Source organism: Mycobacterium sp. NPDC049093 (assembly GCF_040704635.1).
In the GTDB taxonomy this organism is placed as follows: Bacteria; Actinomycetota; Actinomycetes; order Mycobacteriales; family Mycobacteriaceae; genus Mycobacterium.
On sequence record NZ_JBEZJS010000006.1, the window covers coordinates 485,426 to 504,115 of the forward strand.

Genomic DNA, 18,690 nt, shown 5'->3' on the forward strand with positions numbered 1-18,690 from the left:
TCAGTCACGCGAAAATGCTTCCTTTTCAGGTCTTTCCAAATGCTCGATCACTTCGGCGGCGGTGGCGCCACCGAGGATGGTGGCCAGCGGCACGGCACGGCCGGTGGCCTTCTTGAGCTTCTTACGTAGGTCGATCGCGAGTAGCGAGTCGACGCCGAGATCCAGCAGGGACGCGTCGAGATCCAGTCCGGTGGTGTCGTCGAGCTTCAACACCGCACCGAGCGCGATCCGCATCGCGCCGGTGGCATCGGCCGTCTCCCCGGCGTCCTCGGGCGGAGCCTCGGCAGTGTCGAGGACCGGATCGGGTTGGGCCGCTGCACCGAGGAAGGTCCGCAGCCGTTCGGCGTCGGCCGTGAACACGAGTGGATCGGCCGGGTAATCACGCAGCCCGGCTTCCACTGCCCGGTCGGGTGCCATGGCCCGCAGGCCCGACCGCTCGACCCGGCTGATCTCACCCGAATCGATGATGCCGTCTCCCGGCCACAGTCCCCACCGCACCGAGGTGCAGTGCCGACCGCGTTCACGCAGCTGCGCACCGAGGGCGTCGAGCAGCCGGTTGGCCGCCGAGTACGCGGCGTGGCCATACCCGCCCCACAGGCCGGACACCGAGGAGCACAACACGATCCGGACATCCGGGCGCATCGGCCAGGCCGCGGCCAGGTTGGCCAGTCCGCTCACCTTGGCCGCAAGAGTATCCCGCACCGTCGGCCCGGTCAGCTCGTCGCCGGCGGCGATCGTGGCGGACGCGGCCGCGTGGATCACCAGCGAGGCCGGGCCGACCGCGAGTTCGGCGACCGTCGCGGCGATCTGTGCCGGGTCGGTGAGATCGCACCGGGGAGCGACGATCTCGGTGCCGGGGGCGGCCAGCGCGGCCAGTTGCGTGTCATCGAGGCCGCTGCGGCTGAGCAGCACGATGCGCCGGGCCCCCTGCCCGGCCAGGTGACGGGCATAGTGCAGGCCCACCGCGCCGGCTCCGCCGGTGATGACCACCTCGTCGAACACCCCCGATTCGGCGGTCCAGGACCGGGCATCGGAGGTGTCATCGCGCATCCCACGGTGCCAGACCTCGAGTGCGGAACCGTTGCCCCGCAAGGCGATGTCTTCGGCATCGGTCAGCATGGCGGTGATCGCAGTCACCGCGGTGGCGGGGTCGACGACCGACTCGGCCAGATCCAGGTGGCGGAAGGTCTGGTCGGGCTGTTCGTAGCCCAGGCTACGGTGCATCGCCGCCAGTGCGGCAGCCTCGGGCCGTGGGCGCTGCGCTCCGTCGCCGGTGGTTTCACCACCGACGGTGACCAGCCAGACGTCGCGGGTCTCCGGCGAGATCGCCCCGACATAACCCAGGAGCCCCTCATCGACGCGGCGGCTCAGGGATTCTGCCGCGGCCACGGCACCGTCGTGCTCGGCCACCGGCGCGACCACGACCAGCAGATCGGCGTCGGCGGGGGCGACCGCGGTGGTTACGTCCATCTCCTCGACTGCACGTTGCAGCGTGGCGGCGGGTCCCTGTCCGGCTGCCAGATCGAGCACCGCGATCCGGCGCTGCCCGGCAGGCGCGGTGGGACGGCCGTGGTTCTGCCAATGCTCGACGGCCACCGTCAAGCCGTCGACCGGTGGTAGCGGTTGTGCTGTGGCCCAGAGGTGTTCGGCACGCATCGGCGCGAACGGGAAGTCGCGCAGCGACTCGGCGCCATGGTTCGGGAGATCGCTCCAGCGGTAGCCGGCGTCGGCCATCGCGACGGAGACGATGTTGGCACTGAGCCGGTCGGGGACCGGTTCGTCGCGCCGGCCCGATCCCACCATCACCACCGGCCCGCCGGTGAGTTCGGCCGCGTCGTCAAGCAGGTCGCCCATGGCGAACAGCAGCGCCGGATGTGCGGAGAGTTCGACGAAGATCCGGGCGCCGCGCCGCGCGGCCATCTCGATGGCGCGGTCGAAGCGCACCGTGCTGCGCAGGTTGGTGTACCAGTAGTCGGCGAATCCGGTTCCGGCCGCCACCACGTCGGCGGTGGCCGAGCCGATGAACTGCACCGGTGACTCAGTGAATCCTGCTGAGGGAAGCAGTGATTCGAGCTCACCGCGCGACCCATCCAGCGCAGTGGTGTGTGCCGGGAACCACATCTCGATCTCTTTGGCGAACGCTCCGCGCCCGGCCACGATCGCCACCGCTGCGGCCACCGCTTCGGTCTCCCCCGACACCGCAACCGATGAGCGGGAGTTCACCACCGACAGTTCCAGCCAACCCGGGGTTTCGTCGATCACCTTCGAGGCTTCCTCGGGTGTGATCCCGAGGACCGCGACGCGGTAGGGCCCGGTCAACCGGTCCAACACGGTGGCGCGGGCGATCACCACGGCCACTGCGTCGGGCAGGGTGATGGTGCCGGCCACGTAGGCCGCGCCGATCTCGCCGAGGCTGTGACCGACGGTGATGTCGGGCAGCACACCGCAGGACCGCCACACCCGGGCCAGCGCCACACCGTGGACGAACTGAGCGCCCTGGATCTGCACCTGGGAGAAATCATTGGTGACGGCAGCCGAATCCGGCTCGGCCAGAAGGTAGTCCAGCGGCGAAGCGGCGCCGGCGGCCTCGAACTGCGCGGCACACCTGTCGACCTCGGCCCGATAGGCAGGAAGCCGCTCGTAGGCCGCTACACCCATCGACGGCCATTGACTGCCCTGGCCGGGGAACACAAAGGCGATGCGGGCACTCGAACGTGATCCCGGTGAACCCCCTTGAGCGCGGGTGACCAGCGGATGGTCCGTGCCGTCGGCCAATGCACGCAGACCCGCAGCCAGTTCGTCGCGGTCGGCGGCCCGGACCACGGCGCGGTGGCGGCGCAGGCGCCGGGTGGCCCACAGGGTGGTGGCGACATCGTCCGCACTCACCTCGGGTCGGGTGTCGAGATAGCGCAGGATGGCCGCGGCGTCGGTTCCGATCAGTTCCTCGGCGTGGGCACTGAGCAGGACCGGTGTGCGCCCGTCGGGAAGTGAGTGGACTTCGCACTCAGGCAGCATGATTCGCTCGCAAGCTTCGCTCATGCCGCAGCCTCACCGGCCGCATCGGGCACCGCGACGATCGCGTGCGCGTTGGTGCCGCTCATGCCGAAGGCCGAGACCGCGCCGATGCGCTGGCCGTTGACCGCGGGCCATTGGGTGAGCTTGGTGGCCAGCCGCAGACCTTGGCTGTCCCAGTCGATCTCCCGGCTGACCTCGTCGACGTGCAGGGTGGCCGGGATGGCCGCACGCTCGGCCGCCAGGATCACCTTCGCCAGGCCGAGCCCGCCTGCGGCCGCCTGGGAGTGCCCGACGTTGGATTTCACCGAGCCCAACAGCGCGCCGGACCCGGGCTCGGTGGCCCCGTATGTCTGTGCCAACGAATGTAATTCGGTCCGGTCACCGAGTCGGGTTCCGGTGCCGTGGCCCTCGATCATGCCGACGTCCTCCGGGCGGACGGCGGCCCGCTCGATCGCCTTGGCGAACAGGCGCTGCTGTGCGGCGCCGCTGGGTGCGGTCAGACCGGTGGTCCGACCGTCCTGGTTCACCGCCGTGGCGCGCACCTCGGCCAGGATTCGCCGACCGTCCCGTACGGCCGCCGATTTGCGTTGCAGGACGAACATCGCCGCCCCTTCGGCCCAGACCGTGCCACTGGCGTGTGCGCTGTACGGCCGGCAGTGCCCGTCGTCGGACAGTGCGTGCTGCTTGGAGAACTCCACGAAGTACCCGGGGGTACCCATCACGCAGACCCCGCCGGTCAGTGCCATGTCGCAGTCCCCCGCGCGTACCGCACCGACCGCGGTGTGGAACGCCGTCAACGCCGACGAGCACGAGGTGTCGATGGTCAGTGCCGGACCGCACAGGTCCAGCGTGTAGGCGATCCGGCCGGAGATGACGCCGAGCGAGGTGCCGGTGATCAGATGTCCGCTGTGGTGGGAGAACTCCGACAGCGCCGGCCCGTACTCCAGGCCCGATGCACCGACGTAGCAACCCACGTCGTGCCCGGCTAGATCATCGGGGTTGATGCCGCTGTTCTCCAGCGCACGCCACGCGATCCGCAGCCCGATGCGTTGTTGCGGATCCATCGCCACTGCCTCACGCGGCGAGATCCCGAAGAAGGCGGGATCGAATGTCGCTGCACTGGAGAGGAATCCGCCCAGGTCATGGATACGCTTGAACCCGTCGCGGCGCGAGCCGTCGAACAGTTCGCGAACGGACCAACCGCGGTCGGCGGGAAATCGGCCGAGGGCTTCGCGCTGCTCGGTCAGCAGCGACCAGTAGTCGTCGGCAGTTTCGATTCCGCCCGGCGCCTCGAGGGCCATCCCCACGATCACCACCGGATCACTGCTGTCGGGTCCGGGAAGCTGGCGGCTAGAGCTCATTCACCAGCTCCGCCACGTCCTCGAGCTGGGTGTTGAGGTAGAAATGCCCGCCGTCGAACATCGAGCACGTGTAGGCACCGGTGGTGTGGGTTTCCCAGCGCCGCAACATGTCCTCACTGATGCGGTGGTCACTTTCCCCACCCAGTGCGTAGATGTCCGCGGCGATCGTCACGTCGGCGTCACACGCGTAGCGGTTGAAGGCGCTGTAGTCGGCCCGCACCGCCATCAGCAGTAGTTCGACGAAGTCGTCGTCGGCGAGCAGCGCCTCATCGGTGCCGCCGAGATCGACCATCTCAGCGATGATCTCGGACTCGGCCATCGGCAGTGCGGGCGCAGCGGCCACGGTTGACGGCGCCTCGCTGGCCGACACCCACAGGGCGTCGATCCTCACGCCGTTTCTTTCGGCGATCCGGGCGAATTCGAAGGCCACCACGGCGCCCATGCAGTGTCCGAACAACCGGAGCGACCCGATCCCGGCCCAATCCCCGGCGTCGAAGAGATCCTTGGCGAGGTCACCCACCGTCGGCGCCGCCGGATGCGACAGCCGGTCGCCGCGCTGCGGGTACTGCATGACATAGGCATCGGAGCCGGCCGCGGCCAGTGCCGCTCCGAATCCCCGGTAGGCCACGGCCGCTCCCCCGGCGTGCGGGAAAACCAGTGTGGCTGTCGAACTTTGGGACCCTGGATAACGCTTGACCCAGGGCTTGACGGTGATCTGGGTATCCGGCCCGGTCACGACGGCACAGCGGTGTCGAGAGCGGCCACCGCATCCCGATGCCGCACAGCGAGGGCGAAGCCGTTCATCCCCCGCTCGGGGTTGCGGCGCGGGGCATCGTCGGCAACGACGATGCCTGCGCCTGCGGTCAGTGCGACCAGCATCATCAGGATCGGAGCCGCGGCGCCCGCAGCCGAGAACGCACCGATGCGGTCTTCGGCGTGGACGCCGAGCCGGGCGGTGAGCTCCACGACCGCGTCGTGAGCGGCAGCGTGGGTCACCACCGCATACCCCGACTCGTCGACCGAGCCCAGGAACGCGGGGTCGCCGGGCGCGGAACGCACCGGGGTGACGCCACTGGTGCGGGCCCCGATCCGCAGCGCCTCGGAGACCGTGAGCGCCGGCAGCCAGTTGGGCGGTCCGTCACCGGTGAACAGAGCCATCCGCACGCCCGTGTGCTCCAGCACCGGCTCGGCCGGGGCAGCCGTGTCGATCGGCACGCAGACGCCGCCGGCGGCCAGGATTCCCAGTGAGGCGATCACCGTGTCCAGGCCGGTGGGCCCCACGACGGCGACCCGGTCGCCGACGCGTACCCCGGCAACCGCGAGCGCACCGGAAACCGCAAGCGCCTGCTCACGCAGCTGCCCGTAGGTCCAGCGAGTGGTCGGGCCGACCACCGCGATGTCGTCGGGCGCACCCTGCGCATGCGTGAAGAACCCCTGGTGCAGCGGCTCTGTCGCCACTGCGTGCATGGTCTGCGTAGTCGTGCGACTCACCGCGTCCACAACGACCTCCTGACGATAAGCAAAGCCTGCCCTAACTGAAGTAACTCTAACCTTAGTTGCCGAACGCTGGTTCTGGGGATGTGCGTGCCAACTCGGAGGCCACATCGGCGCTGTCCATGCCCGTGACCTCGAGATACAGCTCCGACACCAGCTGCAGCCGGTCCGCGTTGGATTCCCGGCCGACCAGCAATGCAGCCATCTTCGCCACGGTTCGGGCGGCGAAGACGTCGGCGACCATCACCGTCGACGTGTCCAGCCAGTCCCTGATCCGCGCCACCAGCTGCGTACCCAGCACCGAGTCCCCGCCGAGGGCGAAGAAATCGTCGTCGACACCGACGCCGGACTGCCCGAGAACATCGCCGACGAGCGCGCACAGGGCCGTTTCCAGCGGGTCCGACGGCGCCCGGTAACCCCGGCTCTCCGGAGCACCGAGTGCGGCGAGCATCCGAACCGCTGCGGCGCGGTCGGTCTTGCCGCGGGCATAGGGAATCTCGTCGGCCACCAGCAGCACCTGCGGGATCATGTGCGCGGGTACCCACTCAGCCATCGCTGTGGCGACCACCCCGGCGTCGAGACCAGGCTGACCTGCCCGCACCACCGCGCCCAGCAGATCGTGACCGCCCTCGACCGGGACCAGCACCGCCACCGCCGCATCCACACCAGGAACGCGGCACAGTGCGCCCTCGACCTCACCCAGTTCGATCCGGAATCCGCTGACCTTGATCCGGTGGTCGGCCCGGCCGACGAACTCCAGCGTGCCGTCGGGCCATGACCGCACCAGGTCCCCGGTGCGGTACCAGCGACGCCCGTCGTGCTCGACGAACCGTTCGGCGGTCAGGTCGGGACGTCCACGGTAGCCACGGGCGATACCGCGCCCACCGACCCACAGCTCGCCCGGGACCCAGTCGGGGCAGTCCGCACCCCGCGCGTCGACCACGCGGCAGCAGTTGTTCGTCAGCGGCACACCGAACGGCACCGAGGTCCAGTTCGACTGCAGGGCGTCGTCGTCGAATCCGACTTCGAAGATCGTGTTGTGCGTCGCGGTCTCGGTGGCCCCGCCGAGTCCGGCGAAACGCACCCGCGGCGCCGCGGCGCGCAGCGCCCGCACCAGGTCCGGACGCACCCAGTCGCCACCGGTGGGCACCACCCGCAATGAGGACAAAGGACCAGCGCCTGTGTCGGATGCGCCGGCTCCGCCGGCGACCAGCATCTCCAGCCAACCGGTCAGGAAGTGCAGCACCGTCACCTGGTGTTCGTCGATCAGCGTGACCCAGACGTCTGGATCGCGGCGCTGTTCCTCGTCGACGACCACCAGCGAGCCGCCCGAACGCAGCGTCCCGTAAACGTCGATCACCGACAGGTCGCACTCCAGGTGCGACAGCGCCAGGCACCGGTCGGCCGGGCCGATGTCGAAGTGGTCGTTGATGAACTCGATGGTGTTCATCGCCGCGTCGTGAGTGATCTCGACGCCCTTGGGCTCACCGGTGGAGCCCGACGTGAACAACACGTACGCCAAGTCGTCCGGAGTCGTCGCCACCGGCTCGAAATGTGCTGGGTCACCGATGATCTCGGCGTCGGTAACCGTCAGGTGCGGCAAGTCCGGATGGTCGGGACCCGAGCCGCAGACCAGGGCGAAGTCCACCCCACCGGTGTGCAGGATGCGCGCGGCCCGATCAGCGGGCTGATCCACCCCGACCGGCAGGTATGCGGCGCCGACCATCGAGATGGCCAGCAGTGCGACGACCTGTTCGACGCTCTTGGGGCCCAGCACCGCGACCACCTCGCCGCGGCACACCCCGCGGGACTGCAGGGCGGCCGCCACCGCCAGTACCCTGTCGTGCAGCTCGCCGTAACTGAGGTTCCCGGCGCTGCAGAACACCGCGGGCGCGTTCGGGGTTGCGGCAGCATTGGCCAGGAACCCGGCGTGCAGCACGTCGCCACTGGGAGTCGACGTCGACGCGTTCAGCTCAGCCCGCACCCGGCGTTGCGACTCGGAGGCCGCCGGCGGATCGGCCGCATCCCAGGCGGCATCGTCGGCGGCCAGGCGGCGTAGTTCGGCCAGGTGGTAGGCGAACATGGCCTCGGCAACGCCGGGCCGGAAGGCCTCGGTCCGGACGTCCCAGTTGATCATCAGGCCTTCGGCGAGCGGGGTCGCCTGAGCATCGATGAGCACCTGAGGTCCCTGCGAGATGGTCCACACCGGCGCCCCGAAGTGATCGGTGACGTCACCGGCGAAAAGGTCGCCCAGTCCGAGCGCGCTCGTGTAGACGATGGTGGCCAGGGTCTGGCTGCCGCGGTGGCGGCTCACGTCACGCAGCACATCGAGCCCGGACACCGAGGAATGCGCGGCAGTGGCGTGCAGTGTCTCCTGGACCACCCTGGCCCGCGCCGCGGCGGTATCGGCCCCGGTCAGGTCGATGTCGAGCAGCAGCGAGGACGTGAAGTCACCGACCAGCTTGTCCACGTCGGGGTGGTACGGCTCCCTGCCGAACATCGGCAGGTTGAGCAGGAACCTGGACTGCGTCGACCAGCGCGCCAGCGCGTTCGCGTACGACGCCCCGACCGCCATCGCCGGGGTGATGCCGCGCCGCTGCGCCGCCGCGAACAATGCGTCGCGGGTCGGCACGTCGAGGGTTTCCCAGAGCCGGATACTGCGGTGTGGGTTGCGCTGATCGGACAGCGGAACCAGTGGCAGCGCAGGCGGATCCGGCAGATCCGGCACCCGATCGGCCCACCACTGCCGGTCCGGCTCCGGGGGCGGCGGCGTCGTGGCGGTCAGCCGGGCCCGGTACTCGCGGTAGGTATAGCCCAACTCCGGCAGGTCGACGCCGCGATAGAACGCGGCCAGATCAGCCATGAAGTTGCGATAGCTCACCGCGTCGGCGGCCTGCATGTCCATGTCCACGTGCAGCCGGGTACGCCCACCTGGCAGCAGCGACAGGCTCAGCTGGAGCACCTCGTCGTGCAGCATCTGGTGGGACTTGGATTCCCTGATGAGCTCCAATTGTGCTTGCGCTGCAGCCTCATCCAGGTCCTCCAGTTCGTAGACGGTGACCGGCAGCGGGCGGTCGCCGATCCGCTGGGTACCGTCGGGCAGGATCTCGACCCGCAGCATCGGGTGGCGCGCGGCCAGTTTCTCCGCGGCGACCCGAAGTCGCTGCGGATCGACTCCGGCTCCGTCGAACTCGACGTACAGATGCGCGCCGACCCCACCCAGTTGCTGGTCCTGGTTGCGGCCCACCCAGAAAGCGTGCTGGATCGGGGCGAGCGGGAAGGTGTCGCCCTCGGCATCGGCGATGTCCGGGACGGACTCTTCGGCGGGGACATCAGGAGCGTGCTCGGCGACCAGTTCGATCCAGGCGGCGACGGTGGGATTGGCTGCCAGGGCCGCGAATCCGACGTTGATGCCCTGCTTACGCCAGCGGCCGGACAACGACATCATCCGGATCGAATCGAGCCCGGAGGCAATCAGGTCGGCGTCGGGATCGACGGCGTCGGGGCTGACCCCCAGGAGTTCGGCGACCTCGTCGCGGACCGTCTGGGAACTCGTCGCCACCACGCTCACCATCCTCCGAACAATTAGTAAAGGCTGCCCTAACTTAGTGGAGGTTACCCTATATTCGATCTGCCGACACACTCACCCGACGGGAGCCAGAACACCCATGACCACCGGTTTTGACCGTGAACAGGACGAACTGGCAAACGGATTCACCCGATTCCCCGAGGACCGTGCCGAGGTGTACCGCCGGGCGGGCTACTGGCAGGGCAAAGCACTCGACAGCATCCTGCGCGAGGCCGCCCAGCGCTGGCCAGACAAGCCGGCCGTGGTCGACGCCTCGGGTACCTATACCTTTGCCGAACTGGACGCTCTCGCCGACCGTGTCGGTGCGGCGCTCGCGGCCCGGGGCATCAAGGCGGGCGACCGCATCCTCGTGCAACTGCCGAACTCTCGCGAATTCGCGGTCGCCGCTTTCGGTTTGCTTCGCGCCGGGACGGTCCCGGTGCTGTGCCTGCCCGGCCACCGGTCGGCCGAGCTGGGCCACTTCGCCGACGTCAGCGGCGCCGTCGGACTCGTGATCCCCGATGCCATCGCCGGATTCGACTATCGCGAGCTAGCCACCCAACTCGTTTCCGAACACCCCCGGCTGCGCCACGTCCTCGTCGACGGTGACCCCGGCACCTTCGAATCCTGGTCCGCTCTCAAGGATTTCGACGCCCCAGGACCACCGAACATCGCCGTCGACACCAGTGACCCCGCGGTCCTGCTGGTGTCCGGCGGCACCACCGGCCTGCCGAAGCTGATCCCCCGCACCCATGACGACTATCTCTACAACGCCGCGGCCTGCGCGCAGGCCTGCGAAATGGTCCATGACGACGTCTATCTGGCGGTCTTGCCCGCCGGCCACAACTTCCCGTTCGCCTGCCCGGGCCTGCTGGGCTCGATGACAGTCGGGGCGACGACGGTCTACACCGACGACCCGAGCCCCGAATCGGCCTTCGCCCTGATCAACACCCACGGCGTCACGGTGACCGGCCTCGTCAACGCCCTGGCCAAGCTGTGGACCCAGGCCTGCGACTGGGAACCGGTGCTGCCCACCTCGTTACGTGTGGTCCAGGTGGGTGGCTCGCGGATGTCCCCCGAGGAAGCCCGTTTCATCCACGAAGGCCTGAGCCCGGGACTGCAGCAGATCTTCGGAATGGCCGAAGGCATGCTGAATTTCACCCGCCCCGGCGATCCGGCGGACGTGGTGGAGAACACCCAGGGCCGGCCGATGTCGCCGCACGATGAGATGCGGGTGGTCGACGAGGACGGCCAGGAGGTCGCCCCCGGCCAGGAGGGTGAGTTGCTGGTGCGCGGACCGTACACCCTCAACGGTTACTACCGCGCCGACGAGGCGAATGCCCGGTCCTTCAGCCCCGACGGGTTCTACCGCACCGGCGATCGTGTCCGGATCTTCACCGACGGCCCGCGGGCCGGCTACGTCGAGGTGACCGGCCGGATCAAGGACGTCATCCACCGCGGCGGCGAGACGGTGTCGGCCACCGACCTCGAGGATCACCTGCTGACCCATCCCGCGGTGTACGCGGCGGCGGCAGTGGCCTTGCCCGACGACTACCTGGGCGAGAAGATCTGTGCCGCCGTGGTTTTCAAGGGTGCACCGATCAACCTGGTTCAGCTCAACGAGTTCCTCGACGAGCGTGGCGCATCCGCCCATGCCCGGCCCGATGTACTGGTCGCAATGCCAACCTTGCCCACGACCGCCGTCGGCAAGGTCGACAAGAAGAAACTGATCGCCGCGATCACCGAGTGAGGTCCCGCCGGACTCGGCACGGCCATCTTATTGTTTTCATAATTTTCCCTTACTTTTCTTAGAATTGAGGTAGGCTCGGTTCTCGTACCAGGGGGCCGATGTCGCATCTGCGCTCGGAACGGAGGGGACCGTTATGGCCGAATCGCGTTCACATGCCGTGGTTCTGGGGGCAGGCATCGCCGGCCTGTTGACCGCCCGGGCGCTGGCAGAGTTCTACGCGTCGGTGACACTGATCGAGCGGGACACGCTGCCTGATCACCCAGAACCGCGCAAGGGCGTGCCACAGGGGCGCCATCTACACAACTTCCTCAGTCGCGGCACCCAGATACTCGAGGAGCTCTTCCCCGGACTCTTGGCAGAACTTGCCGCCGCTGGGGCCGCTGTCGACGATGGCGATGACCTGTCACGGATCTACGTGCACGCGGTGGGCTATGACGTCAGGCCGGCAGGACGCCTGAGCGACCCGGGATCACTGGCCGCCTACCAGGCCAGCCGCCCCTTCATGGAGTGTCACATTCGCCGACGCGTTGCCGCGCTGGACAATGTCACCCTCCTCGACAACCACGAGGTGGTCGAACCAGTGCTCACGGACGACACCGTCACCGGTGCACGAATCATCAACCACGACAACGGCATCGCCACCTCACTAGCTGCGGATGTGGTGATCGACGCGACGGGGCGTGCCGCGCGTACCGCGCGTTTCCTGGAGAGTTGCGGATTCGGCTCCGTACCCGAACTGCACGTGCCTTCGGTCGGCGGCTACTCCAGCCAGTTGATCCGCGTCCCGCCCGGCCGGATCGCCGAGCGGATGGCGTTCGTCAACCGAGGCAGCAGGTCACCCGGATTGTTACTGGTGGCCTACGAACACGACACCTGGATGCTGGCGACCACTTGCCCGGACGGGTACGGCACCCCCGCAACCGATTTCACCGCGATGCTGGAAGCGGCCGAGCACATGCTGCCCGACACGATCATGGCAGGGCTACGCGACGCGACACCCGTCGGGCAGGTCTCGATTTCCCGCAGCACCGCCGCCACCTGGCGACGCTATGACCAGATGTCGCGCCTGCCCGGCGGCCTGGTGGTAGTCGGTGACGCGCTGTGCCACCTCAATCCGCTGTACGGACAAGGCATGACGATGGCCGCTCTGCAGGCACTGGCGCTCCGGGACTGCCTGCTCGCCGGCCGTGCCGATCTGCCTGGCCGGTTCTACCGGCTGGCCACCGAACTCATCGAGCCGGTGTGGTCGGAGAACCGAGCCAACGATCTCGCGACGTCCACGAGCGGAAAGCGGAACCCTGCGAAACGGCTGCGCAGCTGGGCCCAGCACGCAGCGTTGAAAGCCGCGACCAACGACATCGTCGTGGCCGAACGGATCTTTCGCGTCCGCGGCATGATCGATCCACCTACGCGCCTTCAGGACCCGGCCCTGCTCATGCGGATCCTACTGTTCAACCTCCGCCATCCGCATCCGAAGCCGTCGGCCGACCCTACGAGGAGCTTACCGATGAGACCCGAACCGACAATGCTTGAGCAGGCTTATCGCGCGGTCCGCGGTCGGGTGAGTGACCTGGCCGCCACGCTGACCGACGAACAGTGTCTGATGCTGGTACCGGCCACCCCACGCTGGACGGTGCACGAGTTGTTGGCGCATCTGGTCGGATGTGCTGCCGACGCGGCCAGTGGACGGTTGGACGGGGTGACGAGCGATCAATGGACGGCGCGCCACGTCGAGGAACGCCGGCACAACCCGATTGACGAACTTCTTGCCGAATGGGATCGGATCGGCCCGGCAGCTGACGCCTGCCTGACAGACGACCAGATCTTCGGACCCAACCTGGCCGCGGATGCGATCTGTCACGAGGCGGATCTACGTGAAGCGCTGGGGTTTCCTCAGGTGGACCGTGAACATTGGCAGCCGTTCCTGGAGGTGATGATGCTTTACCTCGGAAGGCGACTCCGGGAGTCCACGACCGTGCTGATTCACGACGAGCGAGGGCAGCAATGGAATTGCGGCTCAGGGCAGCCGGCCACCCGGTTGCACAGCCACGGCTACGAATTGCTTCGCGCGTCCTTCAGCCGCCGCTCCCGGCGCCAGATTGCCGCATGGGAATGGACACCTGACCCCACCGAGCAGATGATCGAAAGCTTCGGATTCTTCGGCCCACGACATGACGACCAGCCGATTCCACCGGCCGAGACGCCCTCCGGCTAGCCCCCGGCCCGAACTTCGCATTCCACCGCGGGGGCCATCAGCTCGATGATCCTGGCGGTGACTGCGGCTGCGGTGGGATGCTCCCACAGCAGGGTCGGCGGTAGCGACAGCCCGGTCTGCTTCTCCAGCTGGCGGCGCAGCCGCACCGTCATGATCGAATCGACGCCCAGCTCCACCAACGGCAGGTCGACGTTCACGTCGGTCTCCGACAGCCCCAATTGGCCTGCCACTGCGGTCAATACGTGGGCGGCGAGCTGTTCGGGATCGTACTGCCCCGCGGTGGACGGCGACGAGTCGTCGTCGGGCTCCTCTTCAGGCGCCACGTCGACCAGGATCGGTACCGCGGCGGCAGCGGGTAGGACCGGAAGCACCACGACGTTCGCGGTGTCTTCACGCATCGCCAGATCGAGGGCACGGATCGCATCGTCGGCACCGACCATTCCCATGCCGAGCGCATCGAGTTGGGTGGCCACGAATTCCGAGGCCGAGCCCATGCCCAGCCCGCGCCACGCGGTCCAGGCAACCGCGGTGGTGCGGTCCCCGAGTCCACGCCGGTGCCGGGCCATCCCGTCGAGGAACGAGTTGGCGCAGCCGTAGGCGCCCTGGCCGGGGAAGCCGGCCAGGTAACCGCATGAGGAGAACAGCACCATCCAGTCGAGCTGTTCCGGTGGGAAAACCTCGTGCAGGACCAGGGTGCCGTGCACCTTGGGATGCATGGCCGCGGCGAACTCGTCGGAGGTCGTATTCATCAGCAGCGCACCAGCTTCCACACCCGCGGCATGGATGACCCCGCGTACCGGCGGCAGCGGACGCAGCAGGTCTCGCAGGGCATCGGCCGAGCCGGGTGCGCCGATATCGAGAGCGGCGACGGTGACCGACACGCCGCGCTCCTCCAGTGCGGTGACCGCACGGACCGCAGCAGACTGCTCGTTGCCCACCCAGGAAGAGCGCTCCCCCAGGCCCGACCGCGACAGCAGCACGAGGCGGCGGGCACCGAGGTCGGCGAGCCGCTGGGCCATCCGCAGGCCGAGTACACCCGTGCCACCGGTGATCAGGTAGGTGCCTCCCGGGGTGCACGGCATCGGGTTGGCCTGCGTGGCAACGGCCGAACTCGACGCCGCGAGGCGGGCGGCCTGGGCCACCCCGTCGCGGACCACCAGGACGCCGTGTCCGGCCAGCGATCCCAGCGCCGTCAGCGGCAGTCGTCCGTCGGCCACATCCAGCACGCCGCCCCACAGCTGCGGATGCTCGGCAGCGGCGACCCGGCCCAGTCCCCACAACGGCGCGTGGGTCACGTTGTCGCCCTCGTGCACGCCGACGGTGAGCGCCCACAGTCGGGCTGACAGGCCGAGTTGCTGCTGCAGCGTGAGTGTTCTGGTCACCAGTTCGACGGCACCTTCGGGCGAGTCATCGTCCCGGGGCAACACCAGCACCACCGCGGAATCGCCGAGTTCTGCCGGCAACGAACCGAATTCGACGATCGATGCCAGCTCAGCAGGATCTTCGAACGCACGGTAGGGCACCCCGGCACCGGTCAGGTCATCGACCGCGGCTTCCAGCCGGTCGACGTCGCCGCCAACCAACACGACCCCGCTGGGTGCCCTCTCGTCACGGGCCGATACCGGATGCCAGGCCATCCGGTGCACGATCCGGCGTGTGTCCGCGGCCGACATTTCGCGCCCCGGATTCTCCAGTTCCTCGAAGGTCATCCCGCCGATGGACAGCAGAACCGACCCGGATTCGTCGGCGATCACCACATCGGTGGTGGTGGTCCCGGCCCGGCGCCGGACCGACAACATCGCGGTGGCCGGCGGTGCGGCGTGCACCCGGACCCGTTCGATGCGGGCGGGCATCCGCAGCCGCGGCGGCCCGTCGAAAATCGTCGAGGCGGCCGAGGTCGCCGCGTCCACCAGCGACGCCCAGGTGCCGGGCTGCGCGCCGTCGGACGCGGAGCTCACCCGGGCCAGCAGTTCGCCGTCACCACGGTGCAGATCCTTGATGTCCCAATCGAATCCCATCGCAGCGACCCCGAGAGCGGCGAGGGTGTCGATCACGTGGCGCGGCGCCAACCGCTCGGGGCAGCGTGCCCGGGCCGCAGCCAGGTCGACGGACAGCTCGACCTTCTCGTCGGCGTCGGCATGACCGACCACCGCACTGCTGTGCGTCAACCATCCGCCATCCTGATCCTCGGCGGCATCAGCCAACCGTGAGGCCAGGGTCAGCTCGCGATCGGCCAGCACCACCTGCAGATCGCGGGCGCGAGCTGGGGCCACGGGCGTGCGCAGCCGCACCTCGGTGAGTGCGGCGCCCGCACCGGACTCCGATACGGCGCCCGCGCCGGCCGCCGTCAGGAAGGTGTTCAACAACACTGCGGCAGGAACGATTTCGGCGCCCTGCACCGGGTGGTCGCCGGGGTAGGGCCGGGTGTCGAAGTCCAGCCGGGTCTGCCACATCCGGGTGGCGACGGTTCCGGCCACCTCGGTGCGTCCCCCCAACAGCGTGTGACTGCTGGTGTCGTGCACCGCGCTCGCGCCGGAGGCCGCGGTGGGTACCCGCCAGAAGCGGCGGTGCTGCCACTGGGTGACCGGCAGGTCGGCATCCCACGGATCATCCTGGGCGACAGCATGTTCGACGTCCGCGCCGTGGCAGTACAGGGACGCGACGGCGGTCGTGACAGCGGCCGGTTCGGGAGCATTACGCCGTAGCAGTGGGATGACGGCATGCTCGTCCATACCCAGGTGCAGCAGGGTTTCGACGACAGAGTGCGACACCACCGGATGTGCGGACACTTCGAGAAACAGCCGGTGCCCGTCCTCGGCGGCCGCCGTGACGGCCTCCGCGAACCGGACCTGCCCGCGCAGGTTGCGCACCCAGTAGTCGGCGTCGCGCGGCGCGGTGGAACGCGGATCGGCCAGCGCGGTGGTGTACAGCGGGATCGCCGCCTCGCGCGGCGGATGGAGGCCTGCGACGTTGTCGGCCAGGGCGCCGGTCAGGTCGTCCATGGCGGGACTGTGGAATGCCACGTCGGTGTTGACCCGACGCACCACGACACCCTGCTCGGCCCAGGCTTCGCACACCTCCTCGACAGCTGCCGTGACACCCGAGATGACGCAGGATTCCGCCGACGCACTGATGGCCGCCACCACATCGGTGCGGCCGGCGAGCCGCTGCTCAGCCTGGTCGAACGGCAGCCGCACCAAAGCCATCGCGCCGCAACCCATCACGGCGCGGAAACCGCGGGCCCGATAGCAGGCCACCGCTGCACCCTGGCGCAGGTCGAACACGCCGGAGACCACGCAGGCCGCGACCTCGCCGACCGAATGCCCGATCACCGCCGCCGGTCGCACACCGCGCTCGCGCAGCACTGCCGCCAGCCCGACCTGCATCGCGAAGGTCAACGCCTGGATCCGGTCCGTGCCACCGAGGTCTTCGCTGCTCAGCGCGGCCCGGGCAGAGAACCCGAGTTCAGGCCCGAACACCTCGTCGACCTCGTCGATCACTCGGGCGAAAGTGGCTTCGGCGGTGAGCAATTCACGGCCCATGCCGACCCAGTGTGAACCGTGCCCGGAGAAGACCCAGACCGCATCCCGAGGCTGGCCGCCCGGCACGGCTCCGGTGACCAGGTTGTCGAGGGATTCGTTGCGGGCCAACGCGTCGAGGCCGGCGATCAACTCATGCCGGTGCTCGGCGACGACCGCGGCCCGGACCGGTTCGTGACTGCGCCGGGCCCACAAGGTGGCGGCCACCGGAGCCACGTCCTGGTGTCCGGCCCGCAGGTGGTCGGCCAGCGCTTCGGCCTGGCGGGCCAGTCGCTGTCCGGAACGTGCGGAGATCGGGACGATCAGTGCACCAGAACTACTGTGCTCCAAAGGATCCGAATCCACCGGGCCCTCTTCGAGGAGTATGTGCGCGATCGTGCCGCCGTAGCCGTAACTGCACACCGCGGCCTGGCGTGGGGTGTCGGTGCGGCTCCAAGGCTCGACTTCGGTGGGCACCCGCAGGCCGCTGTTGGCCCAGTCGACCGCACCGGTGAGTTGCCGCAGTCCGGCGGTGGGCGGGATCGCCTCATGGTGCAGCGCCAGGACCGTCTTGATCAGGCCCATCACACCGGCGCCGCCTTCGAGGTGGCCGATGTTGGGTTTGACCGATCCGATGCGGCACCGGTCCGTCTCGGCCCGTCCGACGCCGTATACCTCGGCGAGTGCGCCGACCTCGGTGGGATCACCTGTGGGAGTTCCGGTTCCGTGCGCCTCGATGTACCCGACGCCGGCCGGGTCGACGCCCGACATCCGGCAGGCGAGCCGGAACATGTCCGCCTGGGCGGCGCCGTTGGGAGACATGATGCCCACGGTGCGGCCATCCTGGGCCGTGGCACCGCCGCGCACCACCGCCAGGACACGGTCACCGTCGCGCTGTGCATCCGCGAGCCGCTTGAGCACGACGACGCCTGCGCCTTCGCCGCGGCCGTATCCGTCGGCGGCGGCGTCGAAGGTCTTGCAACGGCCGTCGGGGGCGGTGGCCCCGGCCTCGTCCAGTACGCGGGTGAGGCCCGGGCCGATCAGCGCGCTGACGCCACCGGCCAGTGCCAGCGACGTCTCACCGGCCCGCAGCATCTGACATGCCTGGTGCACCGCGACCAACGAGGCCGCACACGCCGCGTCCAGCGCCACGCTCGGGCCGCGAAGATCGAGCAGGTGCGATACCCGATTGGCGATACCGCACAGCGAGGTTCCGATGCCTGTCCAGGCATCGATGCCGGGCAGGTCTTCCATGATCAACTTGCCGTAGTCGTCGGAGTTGACGCCCATCAGCACCGCGGTGTCACTGCCGGCCAGTGCCCTCGGTGACACCCCGGCGTGTTCGAGTGCCTCCCAGCTGACCTCCAGTGCCAGCCGCTGCTGGGGGTCCATGACCTCGGCCTCGCGCGGTGCGACGCCGAAGAACTCGGCGTCGAAACCGGGCAGGTCGTCGAGGAAGGTGCCCAGCCGGGTGACCTCGCGCAGGACCGCGGCGTTTCGCGGGTCGCGCCGCAGGTACGGCTCCCATCGCTCGTCGGGCACCTCGGTGACGTTGCTGCGCCCTTCCAGCAGAAAGTTCCAGAACTCTGACGGGGTCGCGACGTTGCCGGCGACGCGGCAGCCCAGCCCGATGACGGCGATGGGCTCCGGGGTCGAAGCTTCGGTTGCCATGTCAGCAGGATTCCGACTGGGTCGAAGTCTGGATAGCCTTGCCTAAATAGGGTGCCGACATGCGGACAATAGTGGCACATCGCCCGACGAATCAGGGG

The 18,690-nt window shown here is 68.8% G+C and carries 8 protein-coding genes; 2 read left to right on the top strand and 6 right to left on the bottom strand.

Translation table 11 applies throughout. The features are described from left to right. The 5 genes from mbtD to AB0876_RS25575 form a co-directional block, all read right to left on the bottom strand. A complete protein-coding gene (mbtD, locus tag AB0876_RS25555) occupies window positions 1-3,039 on the bottom strand; it encodes a mycobactin polyketide synthase MbtD (RefSeq protein WP_491841322.1) in 3,039 nt (1,012 codons plus the stop codon). Next, window positions 3,036-4,376, bottom strand: coding sequence for a beta-ketoacyl [acyl carrier protein] synthase domain-containing protein (locus AB0876_RS25560; protein WP_491841321.1), 1,341 nt, complete (start codon window positions 4,374-4,376; stop codon window positions 3,036-3,038). The genes mbtD and AB0876_RS25560 overlap by 4 nt, the downstream gene beginning before the upstream one ends. Beyond that, complete coding sequence (locus AB0876_RS25565) at window positions 4,366-5,112, bottom strand: thioesterase II family protein (protein WP_491841320.1); 747 nt, start codon at window positions 5,110-5,112, stop codon at window positions 4,366-4,368. The genes AB0876_RS25560 and AB0876_RS25565 overlap by 11 nt, the downstream gene beginning before the upstream one ends. Further along, window positions 5,109-5,834: an AMP-binding protein gene (locus tag AB0876_RS25570; RefSeq protein WP_491841319.1), complete on the bottom strand. Its 726-nt coding sequence runs from the start codon at window positions 5,832-5,834 to the stop codon at window positions 5,109-5,111. Before AB0876_RS25570 ends, AB0876_RS25565 begins: the two co-directional genes overlap by 4 nt. A gap of 94 nt (window positions 5,835-5,928) precedes the next feature. After that, window positions 5,929-9,444 (bottom strand): non-ribosomal peptide synthetase, encoded by a 3,516-nt coding sequence (locus tag AB0876_RS25575; RefSeq protein WP_491841318.1) that lies wholly within the window; start codon window positions 9,442-9,444, stop codon window positions 5,929-5,931. Window positions 9,445-9,538: 94 nt separating this feature from the next. On the opposite strand from AB0876_RS25575, the gene AB0876_RS25580 reads away from it, so the two are divergent. Together AB0876_RS25580 and AB0876_RS25585 are read left to right on the top strand one after the other, a co-directional pair. Then, a complete protein-coding gene (locus AB0876_RS25580) occupies window positions 9,539-11,188 on the top strand; it encodes a (2,3-dihydroxybenzoyl)adenylate synthase (protein ID WP_491841317.1) in 1,650 nt (549 codons plus the stop codon). A gap of 133 nt (window positions 11,189-11,321) precedes the next feature. Further along, window positions 11,322-13,403, top strand: a complete 2,082-nt coding sequence (locus AB0876_RS25585) for a maleylpyruvate isomerase N-terminal domain-containing protein (protein ID WP_526043247.1) — start codon at window positions 11,322-11,324, stop codon at window positions 13,401-13,403. On the opposite strand, the gene AB0876_RS25590 is transcribed toward AB0876_RS25585, so the two are convergent. Then, window positions 13,400-18,592 carry a type I polyketide synthase gene (locus AB0876_RS25590; protein WP_526043248.1) on the bottom strand — a complete coding sequence of 1,731 codons (5,193 nt, stop codon included), beginning with the start codon at window positions 18,590-18,592 and terminating at the stop codon, window positions 13,400-13,402. The genes AB0876_RS25585 and AB0876_RS25590 overlap by 4 nt on opposite strands. Window positions 18,593-18,690 lie beyond the last annotated feature (98 nt).